Origin of the sequence: Paenibacillus sp. GSMTC-2017, assembly GCF_016019935.1 — a bacterium.
GTDB lineage: Bacteria > Bacillota > Bacilli > Paenibacillales > Paenibacillaceae > Pristimantibacillus.
On record NZ_JAECMT010000004.1, the window covers coordinates 394,194 to 413,614 of the forward strand.

Annotated in this window: 15 protein-coding genes; 9 read left to right on the forward strand and 6 right to left on the reverse strand. The window is 40.4% G+C overall.

All coding sequences use genetic code 11. The annotated features are described in order from the left end of the window. Positions 1-48 precede the first annotated feature (48 nt). Positions 49-825, reverse strand: coding sequence for a GNAT family N-acetyltransferase (locus I6N90_RS17845; protein WP_197936969.1), 777 nt, complete (start codon positions 823-825; stop codon positions 49-51). Positions 826-950: 125 nt separating this feature from the next. On the opposite strand from I6N90_RS17845, the gene I6N90_RS17850 reads away from it, so the two are divergent. The 6 genes from I6N90_RS17850 (at position 951) to I6N90_RS17875 (ending at position 12,480) form a co-directional block, all read left to right on the forward strand. Then, positions 951-1,214 carry a hypothetical protein gene (locus I6N90_RS17850; RefSeq protein ID WP_197936970.1) on the forward strand — a complete coding sequence of 88 codons (264 nt, stop codon included), beginning with the start codon at positions 951-953 and terminating at the stop codon, positions 1,212-1,214. 241 nt (positions 1,215-1,455) lie between these two features. After that, complete coding sequence (locus tag I6N90_RS17855; RefSeq protein WP_197936971.1) at positions 1,456-3,618, forward strand: tetratricopeptide repeat protein; 2,163 nt, start codon at positions 1,456-1,458, stop codon at positions 3,616-3,618. Positions 3,619-4,080: 462 nt separating this feature from the next. After that, positions 4,081-7,191: an ATP-binding protein gene (locus tag I6N90_RS17860; RefSeq protein ID WP_197936972.1), complete on the forward strand. Its 3,111-nt coding sequence runs from the start codon at positions 4,081-4,083 to the stop codon at positions 7,189-7,191. Further along, the gene (locus I6N90_RS17865; protein ID WP_197936973.1) at positions 7,169-8,317 is read left to right on the forward strand and encodes a response regulator; all 1,149 of its coding nucleotides are present in this window, start codon (positions 7,169-7,171) and stop codon (positions 8,315-8,317) included. Before I6N90_RS17860 ends, I6N90_RS17865 begins: the two co-directional genes overlap by 23 nt. A gap of 149 nt (positions 8,318-8,466) precedes the next feature. Further along, positions 8,467-10,002 (forward strand): methyl-accepting chemotaxis protein, encoded by a 1,536-nt coding sequence (locus I6N90_RS17870; RefSeq protein WP_197936974.1) that lies wholly within the window; start codon positions 8,467-8,469, stop codon positions 10,000-10,002. Between the two features lie 24 nt (positions 10,003-10,026). After that, on the forward strand, positions 10,027-12,480 hold the full coding sequence (locus I6N90_RS17875) for an EAL domain-containing protein (protein WP_197936975.1): 2,454 nt from the start codon (positions 10,027-10,029) through the stop codon (positions 12,478-12,480). A gap of 108 nt (positions 12,481-12,588) precedes the next feature. Here the strand turns inward: I6N90_RS17875 and I6N90_RS17880 are convergent, their stop codons facing one another. Beyond that, the gene (locus I6N90_RS17880) at positions 12,589-13,020 is read right to left on the reverse strand and encodes a MarR family winged helix-turn-helix transcriptional regulator (RefSeq protein ID WP_197936976.1); all 432 of its coding nucleotides are present in this window, start codon (positions 13,018-13,020) and stop codon (positions 12,589-12,591) included. Positions 13,021-13,153: 133 nt separating this feature from the next. Here I6N90_RS17880 and I6N90_RS17885 point away from each other — a divergent pair, with 133 nt between their 5' ends. The 3 genes from I6N90_RS17885 to I6N90_RS17895 all read left to right on the forward strand — a co-directional run bounded on the left by I6N90_RS17885 (position 13,154) and on the right by I6N90_RS17895 (position 15,529). After that, a complete protein-coding gene (locus I6N90_RS17885) occupies positions 13,154-13,738 on the forward strand; it encodes an NAD(P)H-dependent oxidoreductase (protein WP_197936977.1) in 585 nt (194 codons plus the stop codon). A 66-nt stretch (positions 13,739-13,804) separates the two neighbouring features. Beyond that, the gene (locus tag I6N90_RS17890) at positions 13,805-14,554 is read left to right on the forward strand and encodes a polysaccharide deacetylase family protein (RefSeq protein WP_197936978.1); all 750 of its coding nucleotides are present in this window, start codon (positions 13,805-13,807) and stop codon (positions 14,552-14,554) included. Positions 14,555-14,836: 282 nt separating this feature from the next. Next, positions 14,837-15,529, forward strand: a complete 693-nt coding sequence (locus I6N90_RS17895; protein ID WP_232243087.1) for a lysoplasmalogenase — start codon at positions 14,837-14,839, stop codon at positions 15,527-15,529. A gap of 97 nt (positions 15,530-15,626) precedes the next feature. On the opposite strand, the gene I6N90_RS17900 is transcribed toward I6N90_RS17895, so the two are convergent. The 4 genes from I6N90_RS17900 to I6N90_RS17915 are packed head-to-tail and all read right to left on the reverse strand — an operon-like array spanning position 15,627 to position 19,368. Further along, on the reverse strand, positions 15,627-15,875 hold the full coding sequence (locus I6N90_RS17900; protein ID WP_197936980.1) for an HPr family phosphocarrier protein: 249 nt from the start codon (positions 15,873-15,875) through the stop codon (positions 15,627-15,629). A 33-nt stretch (positions 15,876-15,908) separates the two neighbouring features. Further along, complete coding sequence (locus I6N90_RS17905) at positions 15,909-17,333, reverse strand: NAD-dependent malic enzyme (protein WP_197936981.1); 1,425 nt, start codon at positions 17,331-17,333, stop codon at positions 15,909-15,911. A gap of 35 nt (positions 17,334-17,368) precedes the next feature. After that, the gene (locus tag I6N90_RS17910; protein ID WP_197936982.1) at positions 17,369-18,895 is read right to left on the reverse strand and encodes a tripartite tricarboxylate transporter permease; all 1,527 of its coding nucleotides are present in this window, start codon (positions 18,893-18,895) and stop codon (positions 17,369-17,371) included. 17 nt (positions 18,896-18,912) lie between these two features. After that, positions 18,913-19,368 carry a tripartite tricarboxylate transporter TctB family protein gene (locus I6N90_RS17915; protein ID WP_197936983.1) on the reverse strand — a complete coding sequence of 152 codons (456 nt, stop codon included), beginning with the start codon at positions 19,366-19,368 and terminating at the stop codon, positions 18,913-18,915. Positions 19,369-19,421: the final 53 nt, after the last annotated feature.

The window sequence follows — 19,421 nt, forward strand, 5'->3', positions numbered from 1 at the left end:
GAATAAAAGGATCGATTAACTCGAATAGAGCTAGCCGATCCTTTCTATTTACTCACTAGGAGACACACATGGATAAGTCATTGCCAAACAAAGAAATCCACGTCTCTCTAATATTGGACGACTCATCGGACTGGCATCAACGGTTAGCAAAGTAAATCCACGTTTCCATGCCTCTTGTGCACGAACAGCAATTAGAGCCTGATAGATACCTTTTCCCCGATACTCGGGTAAGGTTGAGCCTCCCCATAGACTGCCAAAAGACGTTCCCTCTTGCAAATGCATCCATGCTGCACTTACGACTTGTCCATTATCATCATAGGCAGCGTATATCTTCATACTATCGGGATCATTTTTTATATCTTGTTTCAATTGTGTCCCTAATTCAGCATGAGGTTCATTCCAAATCGTTTCTTCTAATTTCATAACAAGATCAATTCCAGCATCGTCCGTAATAGGACGTATATAATCTGGAATTTCTAATGCAAGCAATGGATGTTCCGCGCCAACTTCCAAAATCATAAGTGCTTCGGCTTCCCCTATTTCAAACCCCTTTGCCTGGAGTCTATCTCGCAAATTAGCAGGTTGATCATAGTCATATAACTTCCACTCAAATTGTTGACCGTGAGCTTTGAAATAGGCCATTTGTTCCTCGATAATATCGTCTGCGTTGTCTTCACTTAAGTTAGAGTAAGTGATATAACTTCCCGTCGTCGTATCTATTACTTGTCGAACAATGTGACCAACTACTTCCCGCTTTGCACCTGGGTAATGAATACCGATTCGTTGCTCCTTATTAAATATTTCTAGTAGCGCATCTTTATTCAATGGAAATCCCCTCCTAGCACTAGCATATCACGAATTTGGATGAAATGGGTATGTTGTCCATTCGGGCATTCGTTATTGGAATAGGATATATAGATGACACTGAAACAATAGACAGGAGGGATAAGATGCCCAAAACAAATGATGGAAGAGTAGAAAACCAAGTGTACTCCAATCGTGTTGCGAGATCGGAATTCGATAGTCATTGGAGAACACAAATAACGAGAAGCGGATATGTGATCTATACTGCAACATCGAATCATGCGAAAGTAACAGTACTGCTAACGAATGGTTCAAGCAAGTTGCTCACTTTCAATAGAGGAGGAAGAGTTATTGTAGGTTCTGGCGGTGTGAGTCATTACAGTAAGCCGCATATTGCAAAAGATATTTAGTTGAGAGAGGTTCAGCCTTGATTCGCTTCGAAGAGTAATGAATAAATTAACTAATCTTTTCCTCCCACTCTCACAAGGAAAGAGCTAGTCTTTGTCGAAGGTAAATACAAGTGGAAATAGATTGTACTATCCGTCTTTGTGAGAAAGTGGGAGAGAGTTGAAACGTATAGTATCTGTGACTAAATGCCTTTTATTTATCCTCTGCTTAGGAGTACTCAGTGCATGCTCTCTATCGGAGTTTATGAGTGGTTTTAATGAGGGGTTAGATGTACAAACGACTGAGCAGATGAAGCAGGAGAAACGTATTGATACGTTAAACGAGTCGGGCATGAGTTCAATGGATGCAGGCAACTATGAGGAAGCTATTATTCATTTTGAACGTGCGATTGCGTTGGTATATGAACAGGAACCTAGCTTCAAGGAGCTTAATAAAGAGGTAGAAGCTAACGAAACAATGGACGCTCCATTCAATAATTTAAGTTGGGCGCATAATGAGCTAGGAGAATATGAAAAAAGTTTGCTTAACATAGAAAAATCACTTCTTATTTTACCTAACTCAGATATAGAGTTCGTGAATAAGGGCAATGCTTTGTATGGATTAAATAGAAGTGAAGAAGCAATGGTCGAATACGAAAAAGCGATAAAAGAAAATGAAGATAGCAAAAGTGCTTATTACGGTAGAGGCAACATCCATTACGATAACGGTAACTATATAGAGGCAATTGAAAACTTTACAGCTTATTTAAACCTAGATCCACACGATATGGAAGCAGTCGAGCTAAGGTTCTATTCTCATATTTATGGAGAAGACTATGATGGAGCACTGGCATTTGCAGAACGTGTTATCTCTCGCAATAAGAATTCAATTGAAGCATATAAGTACAAAGGGATTGCTCTTGGTTATACGGATGAATATGAGCAGGTTGAAGCTTTTTACTCCTTTGTTAAGGATAAATTTCCTCACAAAATAGAAGCTCATGAGCTGCTTGGAGAGTTATATTACGATTATGAGCATTACAACTTGGCGGAGGAGTACTTCACTGAGCTAATTGAGATGAACCCTGAAGAAGCGACAGGTTACATATGGATGATAAAAATTCATAACACACAAAAGGAGTTTGAAAGTGCCAGGCAATGGTACAAAAATACACGGTTAATCGATTCATTGGATGATAATCCAGAGATTCATTCGGCAATGGGCCTAAATGAGATGGAGAACGGACTTTATCGAGATGCCATTCAGTATTTAAAACGAGCGGTCGAATTGCAGCCCGATAGCGAAACGTACACTACAGATTTGCTTGAGGCTTTATTGTCCAGTAACAGAAACTCGGAATGTATTCGTGTAGGACTAGAAGCTAAAGATATACCGGCGATCTATACGGACATCGCCTTTTATACGGGTATGTGTTATTTAGAGAGCGGTTATTATAAGGACGCCATTATTTATTTTGAACGAGCTCTTGAAATTGAAGCAGAAGATAGTGAAGTATTGGCGGAATTAGCTTATACACATTTGATGATGGGAAATGTTAAGGAAGCTGAGGCGTTTAGCGACAAATCATTACAACTCTATGATGGCAACTCAACAGCATCTTATGTCAAAACGGAAGTAGAGAACTATAAGAAGCCGCTTGGCGAACGTGTTAAACACTTTTTCCTCGATAACTATTTGTATTTGGATGAAGTTAAGGATGCTGAGAAAAAGCTGTCTAAGCTAGATTCACCGGATATTACGGGGCAGGAAATTGCAGGATTAATCGACCAAGTGAGGCTTAAAGACGATTACTTTACTTTTGCAATAACGAGCGATGAATATGATCTTCTGACAGAGGAGCTACCAGAAGACATTCACTTTTCGGAAGAGAATGGTATTGCTTATTTTAGAATCAATTCGTTTGAAGTGGGGACGGACGACAGTTTCATAGAGAGTTTAGATACGATAAAAGACAAGGAAAAGAAGGTGCTAGTTCTCGATGTAAGAGGTAATCCTGGAGGGCTCGCAGACACTGCAAACAATATGTTAAATACGCTTCTTCCGAATTACGTAACGAGCATGATGATTTATAGAGATGGGCTCACAGAAAGTTATACCTCTGATCCAGATCAAGTGAAATTTAAGTCAATCTACGTTCTTATCGATGAGAATTCTGCCAGTGCATCGGAATTGTTAGCGTTAGGATTAAAATCCTATTTGAATAATGTAACGATTGTTGGTCGCAGTACGTTCGGCAAAGGTGTCGGTCAAAGTGTGCTTGAAGATAAAGAGAAAAAGTTTATGTTGTTCCTCGTTAGTCATTATTGGAATGTAAAGCAGACGAATATATCAAATGGTGGCGTTAAGCCTGATATTGGGATCGAAGGCGATCATTTAGATAGTTTCATGAAGGTAGTGAAAAGATAGAAAGCGTTTAGGCTGATTACGCTTAGAGCAAGAAATGGCTGCACAGTTCTCGAAACTGTGCGGCTAATTTTTTATCTCTAAAAAGAGCGACTGAGGCAACTTAGTGTATTTTTGTACTTAAATTCTGGAATAGTTGAGAAATCGAAGCGATTAAGCGTACTTTTGTGCTTAATTCAAGGGAATATGATATTACCATAGCAATTAGACGCATGTATACACTTAAATCAGTCATCGAGTGGACCTTGTCGAACTTCCCCCACTGTGCTTCAACGCTTTTTTGAATAATGAACAGCCGAACCAATGGTGAAACATTTCGACTAACAACTTGTGTCCATCGATTGATGAATATGTTGTTAAGTATTTGTTACAGTTTTCAGCATTTGTATCTCAATCACTTATATATCTGTATACTAAAAATATACTAATTTCACTAGTATATGACTTTAGATCGGGGTACATAAATTGAATAATAAAAAAATGATTATGATGATGTGCATGATTATGTTGTTAATCGTGGGCATTAATTTATTATTTTTTACTGATAAGAAACAACTAGCTACTGCTACGCAAGGAGTAATAGATGTTAGTGAATCGGCTGGGCTGACTATTGAAACAATTAAGCTAGATGGAGAATGGGAGTTTTATCCGGAGAAACTAATAACTCATATACAGGATAACGAACGGCAAGAAGATCCCGTTTATGTACAAGTTCCCGGTAATTGGGGGAGCGCCATAGAGGATCATTTTGATAACGGAATGTTAGGGTACGGTACGTATCGTCTTCAAATAAAAATAAATGCTGATCAGGTCAAGAATCAAGTGTTTTATGTGCCGCTAATTCGCAGTGCTCATCGACTTTATATTAATGGTGAGCTTGCCGGGGGAAGTGGCGTAGTATCTGAGCATGCAGAGCAATATAAAGGGCAAGTTTTGCCCTATATGGCGTATCACGAAGTGAAACAAGATACAATAGAATTGCTCGTTCAAGTCACTAACTTCGATCATTTTACTAGTGGAGGAATTATACAATCGATCAGAATGGGACAGCCCAATTTGATTCACTTAGAGCAGCAGAGGCTTGCGGCATATGAGTTTGGCGTTTTTGTTGCGTTCATTTTGTTCTCTATTCTATTTAGTGTTATACATAGGCAAACAAGAGTTAAAGGTTGGTTATTTCTAACTCTGTTTTTCCTGTGCAATATTGTCGTAACGGCTGTACAAGGGTTTAGATGGGTCGCCGTAGTATGGCCAACTATTTCTATTGAAGAGACGATTACGGTGCATTGGTTCGCTTCCATCGGTATTATAACGTCGTTGTTTCTATATGTGTGTAATCGAAATAAGAAACATGTAAACAAAACGATCAAAAATACGTTTTTAGTATCAATGGCTGTATTCACATTAATAGTGTTTATTTTTCCTATGACTGCTGTAACAAACCTACTCTCTTTTTGGCTTGTGCTTACGATTTTGAACTATTTGTACATACTCTATTTACTCCTGCGAGGTTTGCAGAATGGAGAAAGGCAATCCAAATTTGAGTTTTTGGCGTTCTGTTTATTTATGGCGCTAGCACTTCTGAACGTGCTTAGGTTAATGGGGTATGGGCCGTCAGATAGTTTGTATTTTTATCAAATTTTTGGCTTCGACGTTATCATTTTGATGCTTATTGCTCTTCAATTTTTTAAAGCCTATAAGCGAACAAAAGGGATATCGTTAGAGTTAAAGAAGGTTGATCGGTTCAAAAATGAGCTAATGGCGGGAATATCCGAGCAGATGATGGCGCCAATACAGTCGATTATTAGTATTGCTAATGCCCGTTTAAATAGAGATAAACAATTAACTGACGAGCAGCAGTACGAGCTCCGTCTTATTACTTCTGTAGGTTGGTTAACGGGAGAGATGATTAGAGATTTACACGATTTTAGCAAAATAAGAGAACGTGATATGGTACTTCATATTAAAGCGGTTGATCTGCATTCCGTAATGGATGAAGCGCTAGAGAGATTCAAGTATTTGCCCTTTAATGAGAACATTACTTTGAACAATCATATTGTGCCTGGGATGCGGCCTATATTAGCGGATGAATTACGAATTGGCCAAATAGTAGGAACGATGCTACGATACGCTATTCAGATATTAACGAAAGGCCATATAGAAGTTCAAGCCGTTGTGAAAGGCGAGCAGATGGCCATTATTTTATCTTTGTCTGGTGACGAGGTGTCGGATCAATGTCGTGTTTCTTTAATGAAAGCACTACGCTACGATCGAATCGAAACATCGGAACTGAAAAGTGGCTCACAACTGGGATTATATTTAGTGAAAGAATTAGTAGCTTTGCAACAAGGCGAGATTAATATTCGGATGGAGTCTTCTCACCAAATATCTGTAGAGTTACAGTTTCCTATCGCCTGGGAAGAACAGGTTTACGATCAGAACAACGAAAAGTCCGAAGAGGAAACAGAAACGGAAGTTAAACAAAATAACTTTATACAGTTGAGCTATGGTGTAAGCAACGAATATGTACCGAAAGAGTGTGCTACCACATCCAAGCAGCAAGAACAAAGCCATATTCTACTTATAGATAACGATAAGATTAACGCTCAAGTGATGCTGAGGCTTCTTAAGCTCGATAACAGCCGAGTGACGATCTGGCACAATGGGAATGAAGCGCTGCATAGACTCCATACGATGTCGGAAATCGATCTTGTCATCGTGAATAGGACATTGCCGGGCAACACTGGTGTTGAAGTCTGCCAAGCGATTCGTGAACAATACACGTTATTGGAGTTGCCAATACTATTGCTTACATCAAGAGGTTACCCAGATCAAGCTTTTGCAGCACGTGCGGCAGGGGCAAATGATTTTCTAGCGAAGCCAGTTGAACCATCCGAGCTAAGAGTAAGAGTTCAAACATTGCTTCAACTCAAGCGCACGGTCAAGGATCGTATTCGTATGGAAATGGCTTTTTTACAAGCACAAATTAAACCGCATTTTCTGTTTAATACGTTAAATTCAATTGCTGCACTTAGCAAAAGTGAGCCCGAGAAGATGACAAATTTAATGACGGAACTTGGTCATTATTTACGTGAAAGTTTCCGATTTGATAACTCGGAACCACTCATCCCGTTTGAACGAGAGTTGCGGCTCGTGAAGTCTTATCTTCATATTGAAGAGGTCAGATTTCAAGATTGTCTTACCTATGAGATCAATGTCGCTTTCGAACCATTTTATATACCGTCTCTATCTATTCAGCCACTGGTAGAAAACGCTGTACGACATGGCATTATGCGTAGAGCAGAAGGTGGTCATATCAAGTTGTCCGTTTATGAAGAGGATGGACATGTTCATGTCGTCGTTTCGGATGATGGTATAGGCATGACGCCAGACGAACTTCGTTCACTTCATCACTCTGAATCATCTGGTGTAGGGCTTCGGAATATTGAACGACGTTTGAAGCAATTGTTCGGACATGGCCTTAGCATACAGAGCTCACAAGGAAAAGGAACAGAGATTCGAATGCGATTACCAATGGATAAGGTGGCCTATTATGAAAACAATTCTAGTAGATAATGAGCCGCTCGCTTTGCAACATCTTGCAGAGGAGCTGAATGAGATCGGCGGCTGGGAAATTATCGGGAAGTTCCGTAATGCGAAGCTCGCGCTTGAACATATTTATGAAAGTCGCCCTGAGGCCATTTTTCTCGATATAGATATGCCTGAGATGAATGGAATAGAGCTAGCGGAATGTGTGCTTGAGAAGTTACCTATGACACATGTCGTGTTCGTAACCGCATATGAAGAATATGCTGTGAAAGCCTTTGATATTAATGCGCAGGATTATATTCTTAAGCCGATTCAGAGAGATCGCTTGAAGAAGATGACAACGCGTATACAACAACAATTGCCTGTTAGGAGCGCTGATACAAAAGAAGCTATCGGTAATACGATTGTTCATTGTTTTCGCTCCTTGCAATTTCAACGTTTTGGACAAGAACCACTTACATTACGTTGGAAGACGATAAAAGCGCAAGAGTTATTTCTTTTCCTGATGCACAATCGTGGTAAATCGGTTCATAAGGAAGCTATCTTGGAACAGCTTTGGCCGGATATCGAATGGAAAAAAGGGACGATCCAGTTATATACAGCGATCTACCAGATTCGAAGATTACTTCAAGACGAGAGAATCGATATTCAAGTTGATAGCTGCGAGGGGGGCTATCGGCTAGATGTGGGAAATATTATCCTTGATATCGAGTTATGGGAAAGTCGATTAAAAGATGCACCGAAGCTTGCTTCAGACACTGTGGATGTACATGTGCAATTGTGCTCGCAATATAGCGGCGATTATTTGGCGGAGTATAGCTACAATTGGGCTGAAACCGAGAAACAGAGACTTAGGTCGAAATGGTTGCAGCATGTTCATCTTGTGGCGAGCTACTATATAGAACAGGGTGCATATGCAGATGCGGCGGAACATTATTTGGGTGTGCAATCGATTTTGCCGGAAGAAGAGAGTTTATACTTTGAACTTATGAAAATAAATGAAAAGCTAGAGGATCGTTTCTCTGTCGAGAAACAATATGAGTTACTTATCCATATGCTCCATCAACATTTCGATGCAACACCTAGAGGTAATGTGAAAGCCTGGTACGAAACTTGGTCGAATAGGGAGTTACATAATAACCAGTTAAAATAGTGGGTGATGATGCTTGCCTAGGTACAATAACTTGTACACTGGGGAGCTTTTTTGTTTGTTTCAAAAATGTTTCAAGTTAATGATATAAACTAAATAGGATAATAATTCAATAGGTGTTTTAGACTGTTTTGAGAAGGAGTTTTTTTGAGATGATCGACAGAAAAAATAGACTAATGGTGAAGATTTCGACAGCAGCAGCATGTTTGAACGTAATTATTTACACGTTAACTATGCTATTTGACCCATTCCGGCATGAAGAAGGTGGGCATGGTACAAAAGTAGAGCTAACTGAGTCTATATATTGGTCACAGGGAGTTATTTTTGTGATTTCGCTAATGGTATGGGCAGTAGGCGTTTATTTGTTTTATTTCAAGGACAAGGCGCATACGATGTTGCCACTAATAAATACACTTGCATTGACTTTTGCAAGCTTTTCAATGATTAGCGGTAGCGGAGGGAGTGTTGAGTTTCACTTCTCCATATTTATGGTTATAGCAGCTGTAGCTTATTATGAAGACGTTCGCTTAATTACAATCATGACGTTATTGTTCACCGTTCAACATCTAGTAGGATTCTTTTTTACTCCTGAACTTGTGTTTGGGTCAAGCTCCTATCCTTTTCTTATGCTAGTACTGCACGCTACATTTTTATTGTTAACTTCTAGCGCAACGATTCTTCAAATCATATCAAAACAGAAAATAACGCGCCAGCTCGAATCTGAAAAGGCTGAGAAGGAACAACGGTTGGCTGAGCTAGTTCAGCAGGTACAACAAATGTCCAAAAACATGGATTCTGGGCTGAATGTTGTGTCAGGGAAGTCTAGCATTAACGTAGCTGTTAATGGAGAGATGCGGCTCGCATTCGGCGAGGTTGCAGCTGGACTTGGAGAACAAGCAGCAACGATTGAGCAGATTGAACGGAACTTGAGTGCTATTAATCTCTCTATTCAAAGCGCGCTTGCAGCGTCAGAGGAAACAAAAAACAATGTTGCTAGTACAGAGGAAGAACTGTCGCATAGCAATCAAATGCTGCTTTCTCTGAAGGATCAAAATAAGCAAGTGAAAGCTGCAATTGATAATGTTGTTACAACGTTGCATGTGTTAAAACAATCAGCTACTGAAGCAGAAAACATCGGTGGAATGATTCAGGACATTGCTGATCAAACAAATTTGCTTGCCTTAAATGCATCGATCGAAGCAGCGAGAGCTGGTGAGCATGGTGCGGGATTTGCCGTTGTTGCAAGCGAAGTTAGAAAGTTATCCGTTCAAAGTCGTAGTGCCGCTGAAGATATTCGAGCGATCATGTCGGCCATTCATCGTGAGACGAATGAAACAGCGACTCAAGTAGAACATGGCCAGCATATGGTTGAGCAATCGAGCTACAATTTTAATAAATTCAGCAAAGACTTTGAAGAAGTAGAAGTAATGATGGGCGGACTTATTTCGTATATCCACTCTATGAATGATCAGATGCACCTCATTAAAAACGAGGCGTCTGAGGTTGCGATCGATATGAATCAAATATCTGCTGTTATTGAGGAAGGTCTGGCATCAATGGGAGAATTAACGACTAAGTGTGAAAGCCAAATCGAGTCAGCGGATCAGGTGGATAACGAACTTATGAAATTAAATCAATTGAGTCAGCAACTACAAGAACGATTCACAATTACCGATAAACATAGGTAAAGCTAATAGAGAAGAGGAAGTCAGATGGATCATCACATGGAGCATATATACGGTACATACGATCTGACCTTAGTTATTTTTTCTTATATCGTTGCAGTAGTAGCTTCATATACGGTACTAGATTTAGTAAGTAGAATCAGTACGACAGAAGGCAAACGTCGCTGGATTTGGCTGCTCTTTGGTGCCATTGCGATGGGTATGGGAGTATGGTCCATGCACTTTGTCGGTATGCTCGCATTTACACCATCTGTTCCTGTTGCATATGATCTTATTACCGTTGGACTATCAATGGTTGTTGTTATCATTGCTTCATTCATTGCATTATCAATCGTTGGGCGAAGACAAGTGGGCTTGAAGCAATTATTGAGCGGAGGTCTACTGCTTGCGACTGGCATTTCAGCTATGCATTATATTGGAATGGCTGCGATGCAAATTGCGATAACGTATAAACCGTTTTATTTTGTACTGTCCATCATTATAGCTATCGTGGCTTCTATTACCGCCCTATGGTTATCCTTCTATTTCCGTACTGGTAATACGAATGGCAAGAAGCTGAAAAAAGTGATAAGTGGATTTATTATGGGGGCGGCAGTTGCGGGTATGCACTATACGGGTATGCTGGCTACTGTGTTCCATACTGGTGACAAAGAAGATCATTTGTCTGGCGTATTATTAGACCAAACGTTTCTTGCCTACTTTATAGCGGTCATAACGTTAGTAACGTTAGGCTTTTCGTTATTTGGTATTTACCTGTCCAATCGTATGGCGAGTAAGGATTCGGAAATGTTAGCAAGCGAGAAGTGGTATAAATCATTATTCGAAAATAATAATGATGGCATTATTACCGTTGATCTTCAATCGCAAATTATAGGATTTAATGAAGCGATGTCCAAGCTTACTGGACTTCCTGGAGAATGGTTTCAAAATCAGACGATTGATGCAATTGCTCCTTTTATTGTAGAGGAAGAACGGAAGAGATCGGGTGAGATGTTTCGGAAGTCTCTAGGCGGAGAAATGCAAAGTTATGAAACGGCAATCATTCATCGTGAGGGTCATCGAGTCGATCTTAGCGTTATGAATGTACCGGTTGAAGTAAATGGAGAAGTAGTTGGCAATTATATTATCGCTAGAGATATAACAGAAGAGAAGCATAGTAAGGACAAGATTCAACATTTAGCCTTTCATGATGAATTAACAGGAATGCCGAATCGCCGAATGTTCAATCAAGTGCTTGCTCAGAAAATAGCGAGTCGATCGGGTAAGTTTGCAGTGCTTGTCATCGATATTGACCGATTCAAGATGATTAATGATTCATTGGGACATACGTACGGTGATTTATTTCTACAGGAAGTTAGTAGAAGACTAGGACAACTGTTGGCGGGAACGAATGTTATGATATCCCGAATGGGCGGCGATGAATTTACGATCGTTTGTGATAGCGGTGATGAGCATAGAGATGTTGCTGCTTTGGCTGAACAAATGATCAAAGTGATTAGTCATCCGTATCGTTTGAAAGAAAGTGATTTTTTCGTTACAGCGAGTATCGGAATTGCCATATATCCTGATGACGGGGAAGACGGCGTTCAATTACTAAAAAATGCGGATACTGCTATGTACGAAGTAAAGAAAAATGGGAAAAACGGATACCATTTTTATTCGAGTGAGCTAAATGAGCAATTGCGAGAAAGAATAGAACTGGAAGCAGATCTACGAAGAGCTATTGCAGGAGATCAGATGTATCTTTATTATCAGCCGCAAATTCGCGCTGGAGATAGTCAAATGATCGGTATTGAAGCATTAGTCCGCTGGAAACATCCGACTAAAGGTGTTGTATCGCCAGGTGCTTTTATTCCTATAGCTGAAGAGACAGGCATGATCTTTGAGCTAGGAGGCTGGGTACTGCGTGAAGCTTGCCGCCAGATGAAAGAGTGGCATAAATCTGGAGGGCCACTCATTCCGATCTCGGTCAACTTGTCATCGCAGCAGTTCCACCAATCTAATCTCATTGCGTTTATTAAAGAAATATTAGATGAGACAGGACTAGAACCACAATATTTAGAACTCGAAATAACAGAAAGCATGATGATGGATGCGACTGTTTCTACCAGCATCTTAAACGAATTAACCGATTTCGGCATACGGATTAGTTTGGATGACTTCGGTACAGGTTACAGCTCTCTGAGCTATTTAAAGCTGCTCCCGATTCATAAGCTCAAGATAGATCGTTCATTCGTTCGTGACATTGCCGAAAATACGAACGACAGAGCTATTGTGGCAACGATCATCTCTATGGCTCAACATCTAAGTATGGATGTTGTTGCGGAAGGGATTGAAACAAAGGAGCAGCTAGATATTCTTACAGATTATGATTGCAAAAAGATACAGGGCTATTATTACAGCAAGCCGCTACCTGCTATAGAGGTTGAGGAAGCGTTTTTTGTACCGCTGCGAGCTCTTCCGGATAATAAGGATAGTTAAGTTAGCGAAGGCAGAATTTATGGGAATGAAAAGCACCTATAGAACCACAAAGAAAGTGTGGTTCTATAGGTGCTTTTTTTCGTCTAATGAGATATGGGCTAAGGAGTATTAATAAAAGACTTTCGTTTTAAGGAGATCAATAGCTTTGTTAATTTGTTCAATTTCTTCATCTGTTGAGCCTTTGATCCGTTCGAGAAAACTAACTTCAACACGTCCGAAGGCATTATCCATCATTGCTTGTCCTTGATCGGATAACCGAATATATTGCTTTCGTTTATCTTCAGCGACATCAAACTTTTCACAAAGCTGCTTTTCTGTAAGTTTTTTTAACTCACGACTAGTGTTAGGCATAGACATATGCATGCAGTCGCTAATTTGGCTAAGTGTTACGGGCTGACTTACTGCTATATATTCAAGAATATTATATTGAAGGGGCGTAATATCATCAGATTTAATGCCTTTTGTGAATTCATGCGTCACCTCATGGACGGATGTCGTAAAGGCTACAAATTTTTGGAATAGTGTTTTTTTGTCGTCCATAACAATCACCTCTTATAGCAACAATAACAAATTAATTATCATAAAACAATTATCATAGAATAATTATCATTTGACAACTAAAAAGAGCTGTGATAGCATTTGGTTATCAAAAGATAACTAAAGAGGTGGAGAAATGAAAACACTAATTATTTATACGCATCCAAATCATAAGAGTTTAAGTTATTCCTTTTTGGAGAAAGTGGTTCAAGGAAGCAACGAAAATACTCACATTAGCGAGATAAAGGTGCTTGATCTGTACGAGGATGGGTTTGACCCGGTTCTGGTTTTCAATAAGGAAAAACGTAGAAGAGATATGTACAAAGAACCAAAGCTAGAGAAATATCGTGAGCTATTACTATGGGCAGACAAGTGGGTGTTTATTTATCCAATCTGGTGGGGAAGACCACCGGCCATGTTGCTCGGATTTATTGATCAACTGTTTGCTTCCAACTTCGCCTATCGTGACAATGGTAAGTTACTGCCTGAAGGACTTTTGAAAGGAAGATCTGTTGTTTGTATATCTTTAATGAAAGGACCAACTTTTTATCCTTTATTTTTGCTCAACAATGCGCATAAAGCTCTTATGAAAAAGGCGTTATTTTCTTATGTCGGGATTAAGAAAGTGAAGTTTTTTGAATTTGGCTATATGGAAAGTCCTAAGGGTAAGCAGGAGAAGAAGCTAGAGCTCATTTATCGTTATTTCAAATCGATAAGTTAAACATTGTATACATTAGTAATCCCCAATCAGAGCAGACTATGGGAAAATAGTTAAGGGGAGCACGTTATGAATCAGCTTTTGAAGGCAATCTTCTGCTTGACGAGTTTTGTACTTGTGACTGGATTTGCCGCACAGCCAGAAAAGCATGACCGGAAGTATTATGAAGAACGTAAAGAAATCGTATGGGAAGTACCGATGGATGAGAAGTTGATTGCATTAACGTTCGATGATGGGCCGAATGCAAATACGACACCGCAAATATTGGATTTGTTAAAGCAATATAATGCGAAAGCGACTTTTTTTGTAATAGGGAATCGCCTTGATAAATATGCAGAAGTCATTAAACGTGAAGCATTCGAAGGACATGAAGTAGCGAACCATACGTATAATCATATTTTTTTCACAAGAAGAGTAGGCAGTTCAGTTATTTCTAACGAAATTATTGATACTCAGAAAAAAATTACGGAGCTGACAGGGCAAAATACAAAGTGGTTCCGCCCCCCTGGTGGTTACTATAATGACAGGGTCATTGATGTTGCACGGGCAAATGGTTACACGGTCATATTGTGGTCTTGGCATCAAGATACACAGGATTGGAATACACCCGGTGTCGATCGCATTGTAAATAAAGTGCTAAAGAACGCCCGTAATGGGGACATTGTGCTGATGCATGATCATGTTAATGGCTCTACACAAACGGTAAGAGCGCTGGAAAGAATATTGCCTGCTCTACAGGAGCAGGGTTATCGTATGGTAACGATTTCAGAGTTAATGGAGCATAAAACGAAAGTGGATAATCCGTTTGTTCCAGAATAGTAGGGCATAAGACAAAATTTAATGTCCGCAAGCAAAGTTAGTTCAATCGGAAGTTGACCATATTGATCTCATTCTGAAACCGCCAGCATTTAGCTTGGCGGTTTCTTAACGTTTCGTTACGCAAATTGAGCGTAAGATTAGTTGTTTTTATTTACATTTAATGGGTATATTATTGATTTATTTTAATTAGTTGATATTATGTCGGCGTGATTGGTGAAAAATGATATCCTTTCCATTTTCCATTGTGTATACTCGTTGTAACAGGAAGATAAAGGAGGGATCATGTTGTCAAAATGGTTGATTGCACTCATCATTGTGACAGGTTCAATTCATCTAGCAACGTTATCAATCGACAGTGAGCTGCTACACTGGATTTTCAAGTTAGTCCCAATGATATTAATTATTGTATTTGCTGTTGTTTCACCTACAACAGGTTCTTCAAAGGTTTATAAGCGTCTAATTATTGCTGGATTGATATTTAGCATCGGTGGAGATGCATTTCTTTTACTTCCAGAAGAGAAGTGGTTCACATTCGGACTAGCGTCATTCCTCATTGGTCATATATGCTATACGATCGCGATGATATCACGGATAAAAAGGTCTTTTCTTACCGTTCTCGCTGTGTTGCCTATCGCTACATATTCATTCGTACTAGCTAGCCAGCTGCATACACAAATTTTTGAAAAGCGTGCTGATACCGATATATGGCTCCCTGTGCTAATTTATATTATTGTCATTGCATCTATGTGCTGGACAGCGATTTTGAGTAAAAACGTGTTTGCGGGAATCGGAGCCATATTGTTCGTTGCTTCAGATTCAATACTGGCATGGAATAAGTTTGGTGATCCTATTCCGTCTTCTGGTTTTCTAATTATGTCTACTTATTTCAGTGCTCAATTACTAATAGCAGCTAGTATCGCTGGCTACAGCCATATCACTCGTGAAATTTCACATCCGAAAAACACATCGGCGTAGCACTTCTATACATTATAATTAGTGTAAGCAACATAAAAGAGCTCCAGGCGAACGAAGTTCGTCAGGAGCTCTTATTAAAAGGTAGTAATTTAATTGTTTATTCGTTGTGCAGAACAACTTGTAGATTATGTTTCTCAAACACTTCAAGCAATGCTACCTTAGCTTCAGCCTCATCAGGGCCATGAACGTAAAGGCGATAAACTTGGTTTTGGTACAATGTCATACTTAGACCAAGGATACTTTTGGCATCGATGAAATGGTCTGGACCAATAACGAGAACGATGCTAGACGAAAATTCATTCGCTTTCATATTAATATCCACGATAGCTCGAATTGCGCTTCCCATCAAATCATCCTCCGTTTCAGGTGTGGAATACTGCTATTGTCTGTACTCTCTTGGAATTCTACGTGCAACCCCGGTCCGTATTGCTGCTTTGATAACAAGATCTCTAATGCCAGACACAACCTGCTGATTGAACACACTAGGAATAATATAATGTTTGCTTCTTTCATCATCGGAGATCGCTGACGCAATCGCTTCCGCTGCTGCTAGCTTCATCTCTTCATTAATGGTTGTAGCTCTGCAATCTAAAGCACCGCGGAAGATACCTGGGAAACATAATACGTTGTTAATCTGATTCGGATAATCCGATCGGCCAGTTGCGATAAGACCAACAATGTCCTCAACTTCATCAGGTTGAATCTCTGGAGTTGGATTAGCCATTGCAAATACGATTGGGCGTTCAGCCATAGACTCAACGTCTTTACGTTTGAGCAAACCGCCAGCAGAGAGTCCTATGAATACATCCGCACCCTTAATGACTTCTTGCAATGAACCCTGAACGCGATCAGGATTCGTATTTTGAGAATACCACTGCCACATTGGATTATCGTAAGTGTTATCTGCAGAGAGAGCGCCATGACGATCAACGCCAATAATGTTCTTCACTCCAGCAGATAGCAGAATTCTGCTGCATGCGATGCCCGCTGCTCCAATTCCACAGAAAACGACTTTTATGTCTGCAAGCGATTTTTCTACTACTTTCAATGCATTAATTAAAGCAGCATATACAACAACGGCTGTACCATGCTGATCATCATGGAATACAGGAATATCAAGCTCTTCACGAAGCCGCTCTTCAATTTCAAAGCAACGCGGTGAGGAAATATCCTCAAGATTGATTCCACCGAATGCAGGAGCAATCGCTTTGATCGTAGCGATGATACTTTCTGTATCCTGCGTATCTAGACAGATCGGGAAGGAGTCCACATCAGCCAATTGCTTGAACAACATCGATTTACCTTCCATAACAGGCATCGCAGCATAGGGTCCAATATTGCCTAGACCAAGCACAGCGCTTCCGTCAGATATAACAGCGACCGTATTACGCTTAACGGTTAATGTAAAAGCTTTACGAGGTTCTTCATGAATTGCCATACATACACGTGCAACATCTGGTGTGTATACACGAGACAGGTCATCACGGTTTAGTATAGGCGATTTTAACTTCGTTTCGATCTTGCCGCCCAAATGCAATAAGAAGGTGCGGTCAGATAAATTGACCAACCGGATGCCTGACATGCTGCGGATTCTCTCTGTAATGATATCGATATCAACGGTATCAACCACGGTGATCGTAACGTCACGGATAGTTGAATGTTTGCTTGTTTGAATGACGTCAATAGCCACAATATCTCCACCAGCTTCGAAGATAGCTGCTGCAACTTGGCCGAAATTAGCTTCATTCGTATTCATTTCGATCCTTGCGATAATACTTTTACCGCCTAGTTTGTTAGAATTCATGGCTGCCTCCATCACATGTAGGATATACGTATCTACTAACCCTCTTCGTTAATAACAACTTCTTTTCCTCTACGTTTAAGTAGAATTGGAACCATAATCCATAGAACAGCGATAATCAAGAATGCAAGTGACATTGGCTTCTGAAGGAAAATCATAAAGTCGCCGTTAGATGTCGTAAGCGCTCTGCGCATATTGTTTTCAATCATTGGTCCAAGTACAAGACCAAGTACAAGTGGAGCAAGCGGATAGTCGTTACGAGCTAGCAAGAAGCCGAAGACACCGCAACCGAGCATGAGCATCAAGTCAAAAACTTGTGCTTGAACGGCGTATACACCAAAGATAGAGATGGCAACAATAATCGGGATCAAATATTTCGCTGGTGTTTGAATAACTTTAGCAAATACTTTTACAAGCGGCATGTTCAGAACGAGCAGTAGCAGGTTTCCGATTAGCATACTTGCAATTAATCCCCACGCTACTTGCGGATGTTCTTCGAATAACAAGGGACCCGGCTGAACGTTGTACATAATTAGCGCACCCATTAGGATTGCTGTTGTACCAGAACCAGGAATACCAAGCGTCAATAGTGGAATCATTGCACCGCCAGATGCAGCGTTGTTTGCTGATTCTGGTGCAGCAACACCAGCGATGTTGCCTTTACCGAACGATTCAGGTTTTTTGCTAATCTTTTTCTCCAAAATATAACTGAAGAAGGAAGCTAGCGTTGCGCCTGCACCTGGCAGGATACCGATAAAGAAACCAACAACGGATCCGCGAGCAATTGGTGCTGCACTATCTTTAAGATCTTGTTTAGTTGGGGTAATACGTCCGATCTTAGCGATGGCACTACTTCCGTAGTCTTTCTCAAGAATAGTCTTGAACACTTCACCAAGAGCGAATAAACCAACCGCAACTGTTAGAAATTCTAGACCGGAATAGAGTATAGGAATATCGAATGTAAATCTGGCTACACCCGATACAGTATCCATGCCAATAGTAGCAAGAAGAAGTCCAAGAACAGTCATCATTAACGCTTTTGTAATGGACTTGCCTGCGAGTCCGCTGACAGCACATAGTCCTAGTAACATAAGCGAGAAATAGTCTGCCGGTCCAAACTTGATCGCAATATTTGATAACGGCTCAGCAAGCGCGATAAGTGCAACAAGGGCAAATAATCCTGCTGCAAATGAACCGATAGCGGCAATGGACAACGCTGCTCCAGCACGGCCTTGTTTCGCCATTTGATAACCATCGAGGGTGGTCACGACTGAGGACGACTCCCCCGGGGTGTTGAGTAAGATCGAGGTCGTTGAACCTCCGTACATTGCGCCATAATATACACCAGCAAGCAAAATAATGGAGCTAGTTGCAGCTGCTTCTGCTGATAAACCACCAGTCATGGAAGCAGTAACCGGAATTAATAAGGCAACGCCGCTCATAGGGCCGATACCTGGTAATACGCCAACCGCAGTACCGATGATTACGCCAACTAATGCAAATAGTAGGTTATGCCATTGAAAGGCTGTGGCGAAACCGTCTGCTAAATAATCCAAGGTGCTCATTCAAGTTCCTCCCACACTCATGATAGCCAAGACGGGAAGCCTGGCATTGTGCCTTCAAGTATTACAACAAAGATAACGTAAACACTTACTGCAAATACGGCAGAAATGATAATGGATTTGATCCATTTCCCTTTTTCCATCGTTTGAAATCCGATTAAGAGGAATAAGAAAGTACCGATCACATAACCGATTTCTTCAATAAAGAATGCGTAAAGAAAAGCAGCTCCGAAAATAATACCAAAACGTTTGTAATCCAGTTTTTCTTTTTGCTTATTAGCCGCTTTTGATTTCAACACTTCAAAAAACAACCGAATGCTAAGCAATACTAGCGCAAGCCCAAGTCCAAAAGGAAAAATGTTTGGACCAACTGTGCTTCCGTAGGCGGAGGAACTGATCCCCGCACTCTGCCACATGAATCCGATTCCGAGAAGTAAGAAGACGAAGCTAGCATATCGATCGAAAGTCTTGTTCATTATGACACCTCCTTAAGGATGAAGAAGAGGAGAGAACATGCACTCTCCTCAAG

Excerpts from the sequence above, each read along its gene's own strand:
- I6N90_RS17850 (WP_197936970.1), top strand. The coding sequence starts at position 951 with ATGCCCAAAACAAATGATGGAAGAGTAGAAAACCAAGTGTACTCCAAT.
- I6N90_RS17855 (WP_197936971.1), top strand. The coding sequence starts at position 1,456 with ATGAGTGGTTTTAATGAGGGGTTAGATGTACAAACGACTGAGCAGATG.
- I6N90_RS17865 (WP_197936973.1), top strand. The coding sequence starts at position 7,169 with ATGAAAACAATTCTAGTAGATAATGAGCCGCTCGCTTTGCAACATCTT.
- I6N90_RS17870 (WP_197936974.1), top strand. The coding sequence starts at position 8,467 with ATGATCGACAGAAAAAATAGACTAATGGTGAAGATTTCGACAGCAGCA.
- I6N90_RS17875 (WP_197936975.1), top strand. The coding sequence starts at position 10,027 with ATGGATCATCACATGGAGCATATATACGGTACATACGATCTGACCTTA.
- I6N90_RS17880 (WP_197936976.1), bottom strand. The coding sequence starts at position 13,020 with ATGGACGACAAAAAAACACTATTCCAAAAATTTGTAGCCTTTACGACA.
- I6N90_RS17885 (WP_197936977.1), top strand. The coding sequence starts at position 13,154 with ATGAAAACACTAATTATTTATACGCATCCAAATCATAAGAGTTTAAGT.
- I6N90_RS17890 (WP_197936978.1), top strand. The coding sequence starts at position 13,805 with ATGAATCAGCTTTTGAAGGCAATCTTCTGCTTGACGAGTTTTGTACTT.
- I6N90_RS17895 (WP_232243087.1), top strand. The coding sequence starts at position 14,837 with ATGTTGTCAAAATGGTTGATTGCACTCATCATTGTGACAGGTTCAATT.
- I6N90_RS17900 (WP_197936980.1), bottom strand. The coding sequence starts at position 15,875 with ATGGGAAGCGCAATTCGAGCTATCGTGGATATTAATATGAAAGCGAAT.
- I6N90_RS17905 (WP_197936981.1), bottom strand. The coding sequence starts at position 17,333 with ATGAATTCTAACAAACTAGGCGGTAAAAGTATTATCGCAAGGATCGAA.
- I6N90_RS17910 (WP_197936982.1), bottom strand. The coding sequence starts at position 18,895 with ATGAGCACCTTGGATTATTTAGCAGACGGTTTCGCCACAGCCTTTCAA.
- I6N90_RS17915 (WP_197936983.1), bottom strand. The coding sequence starts at position 19,368 with ATGAACAAGACTTTCGATCGATATGCTAGCTTCGTCTTCTTACTTCTC.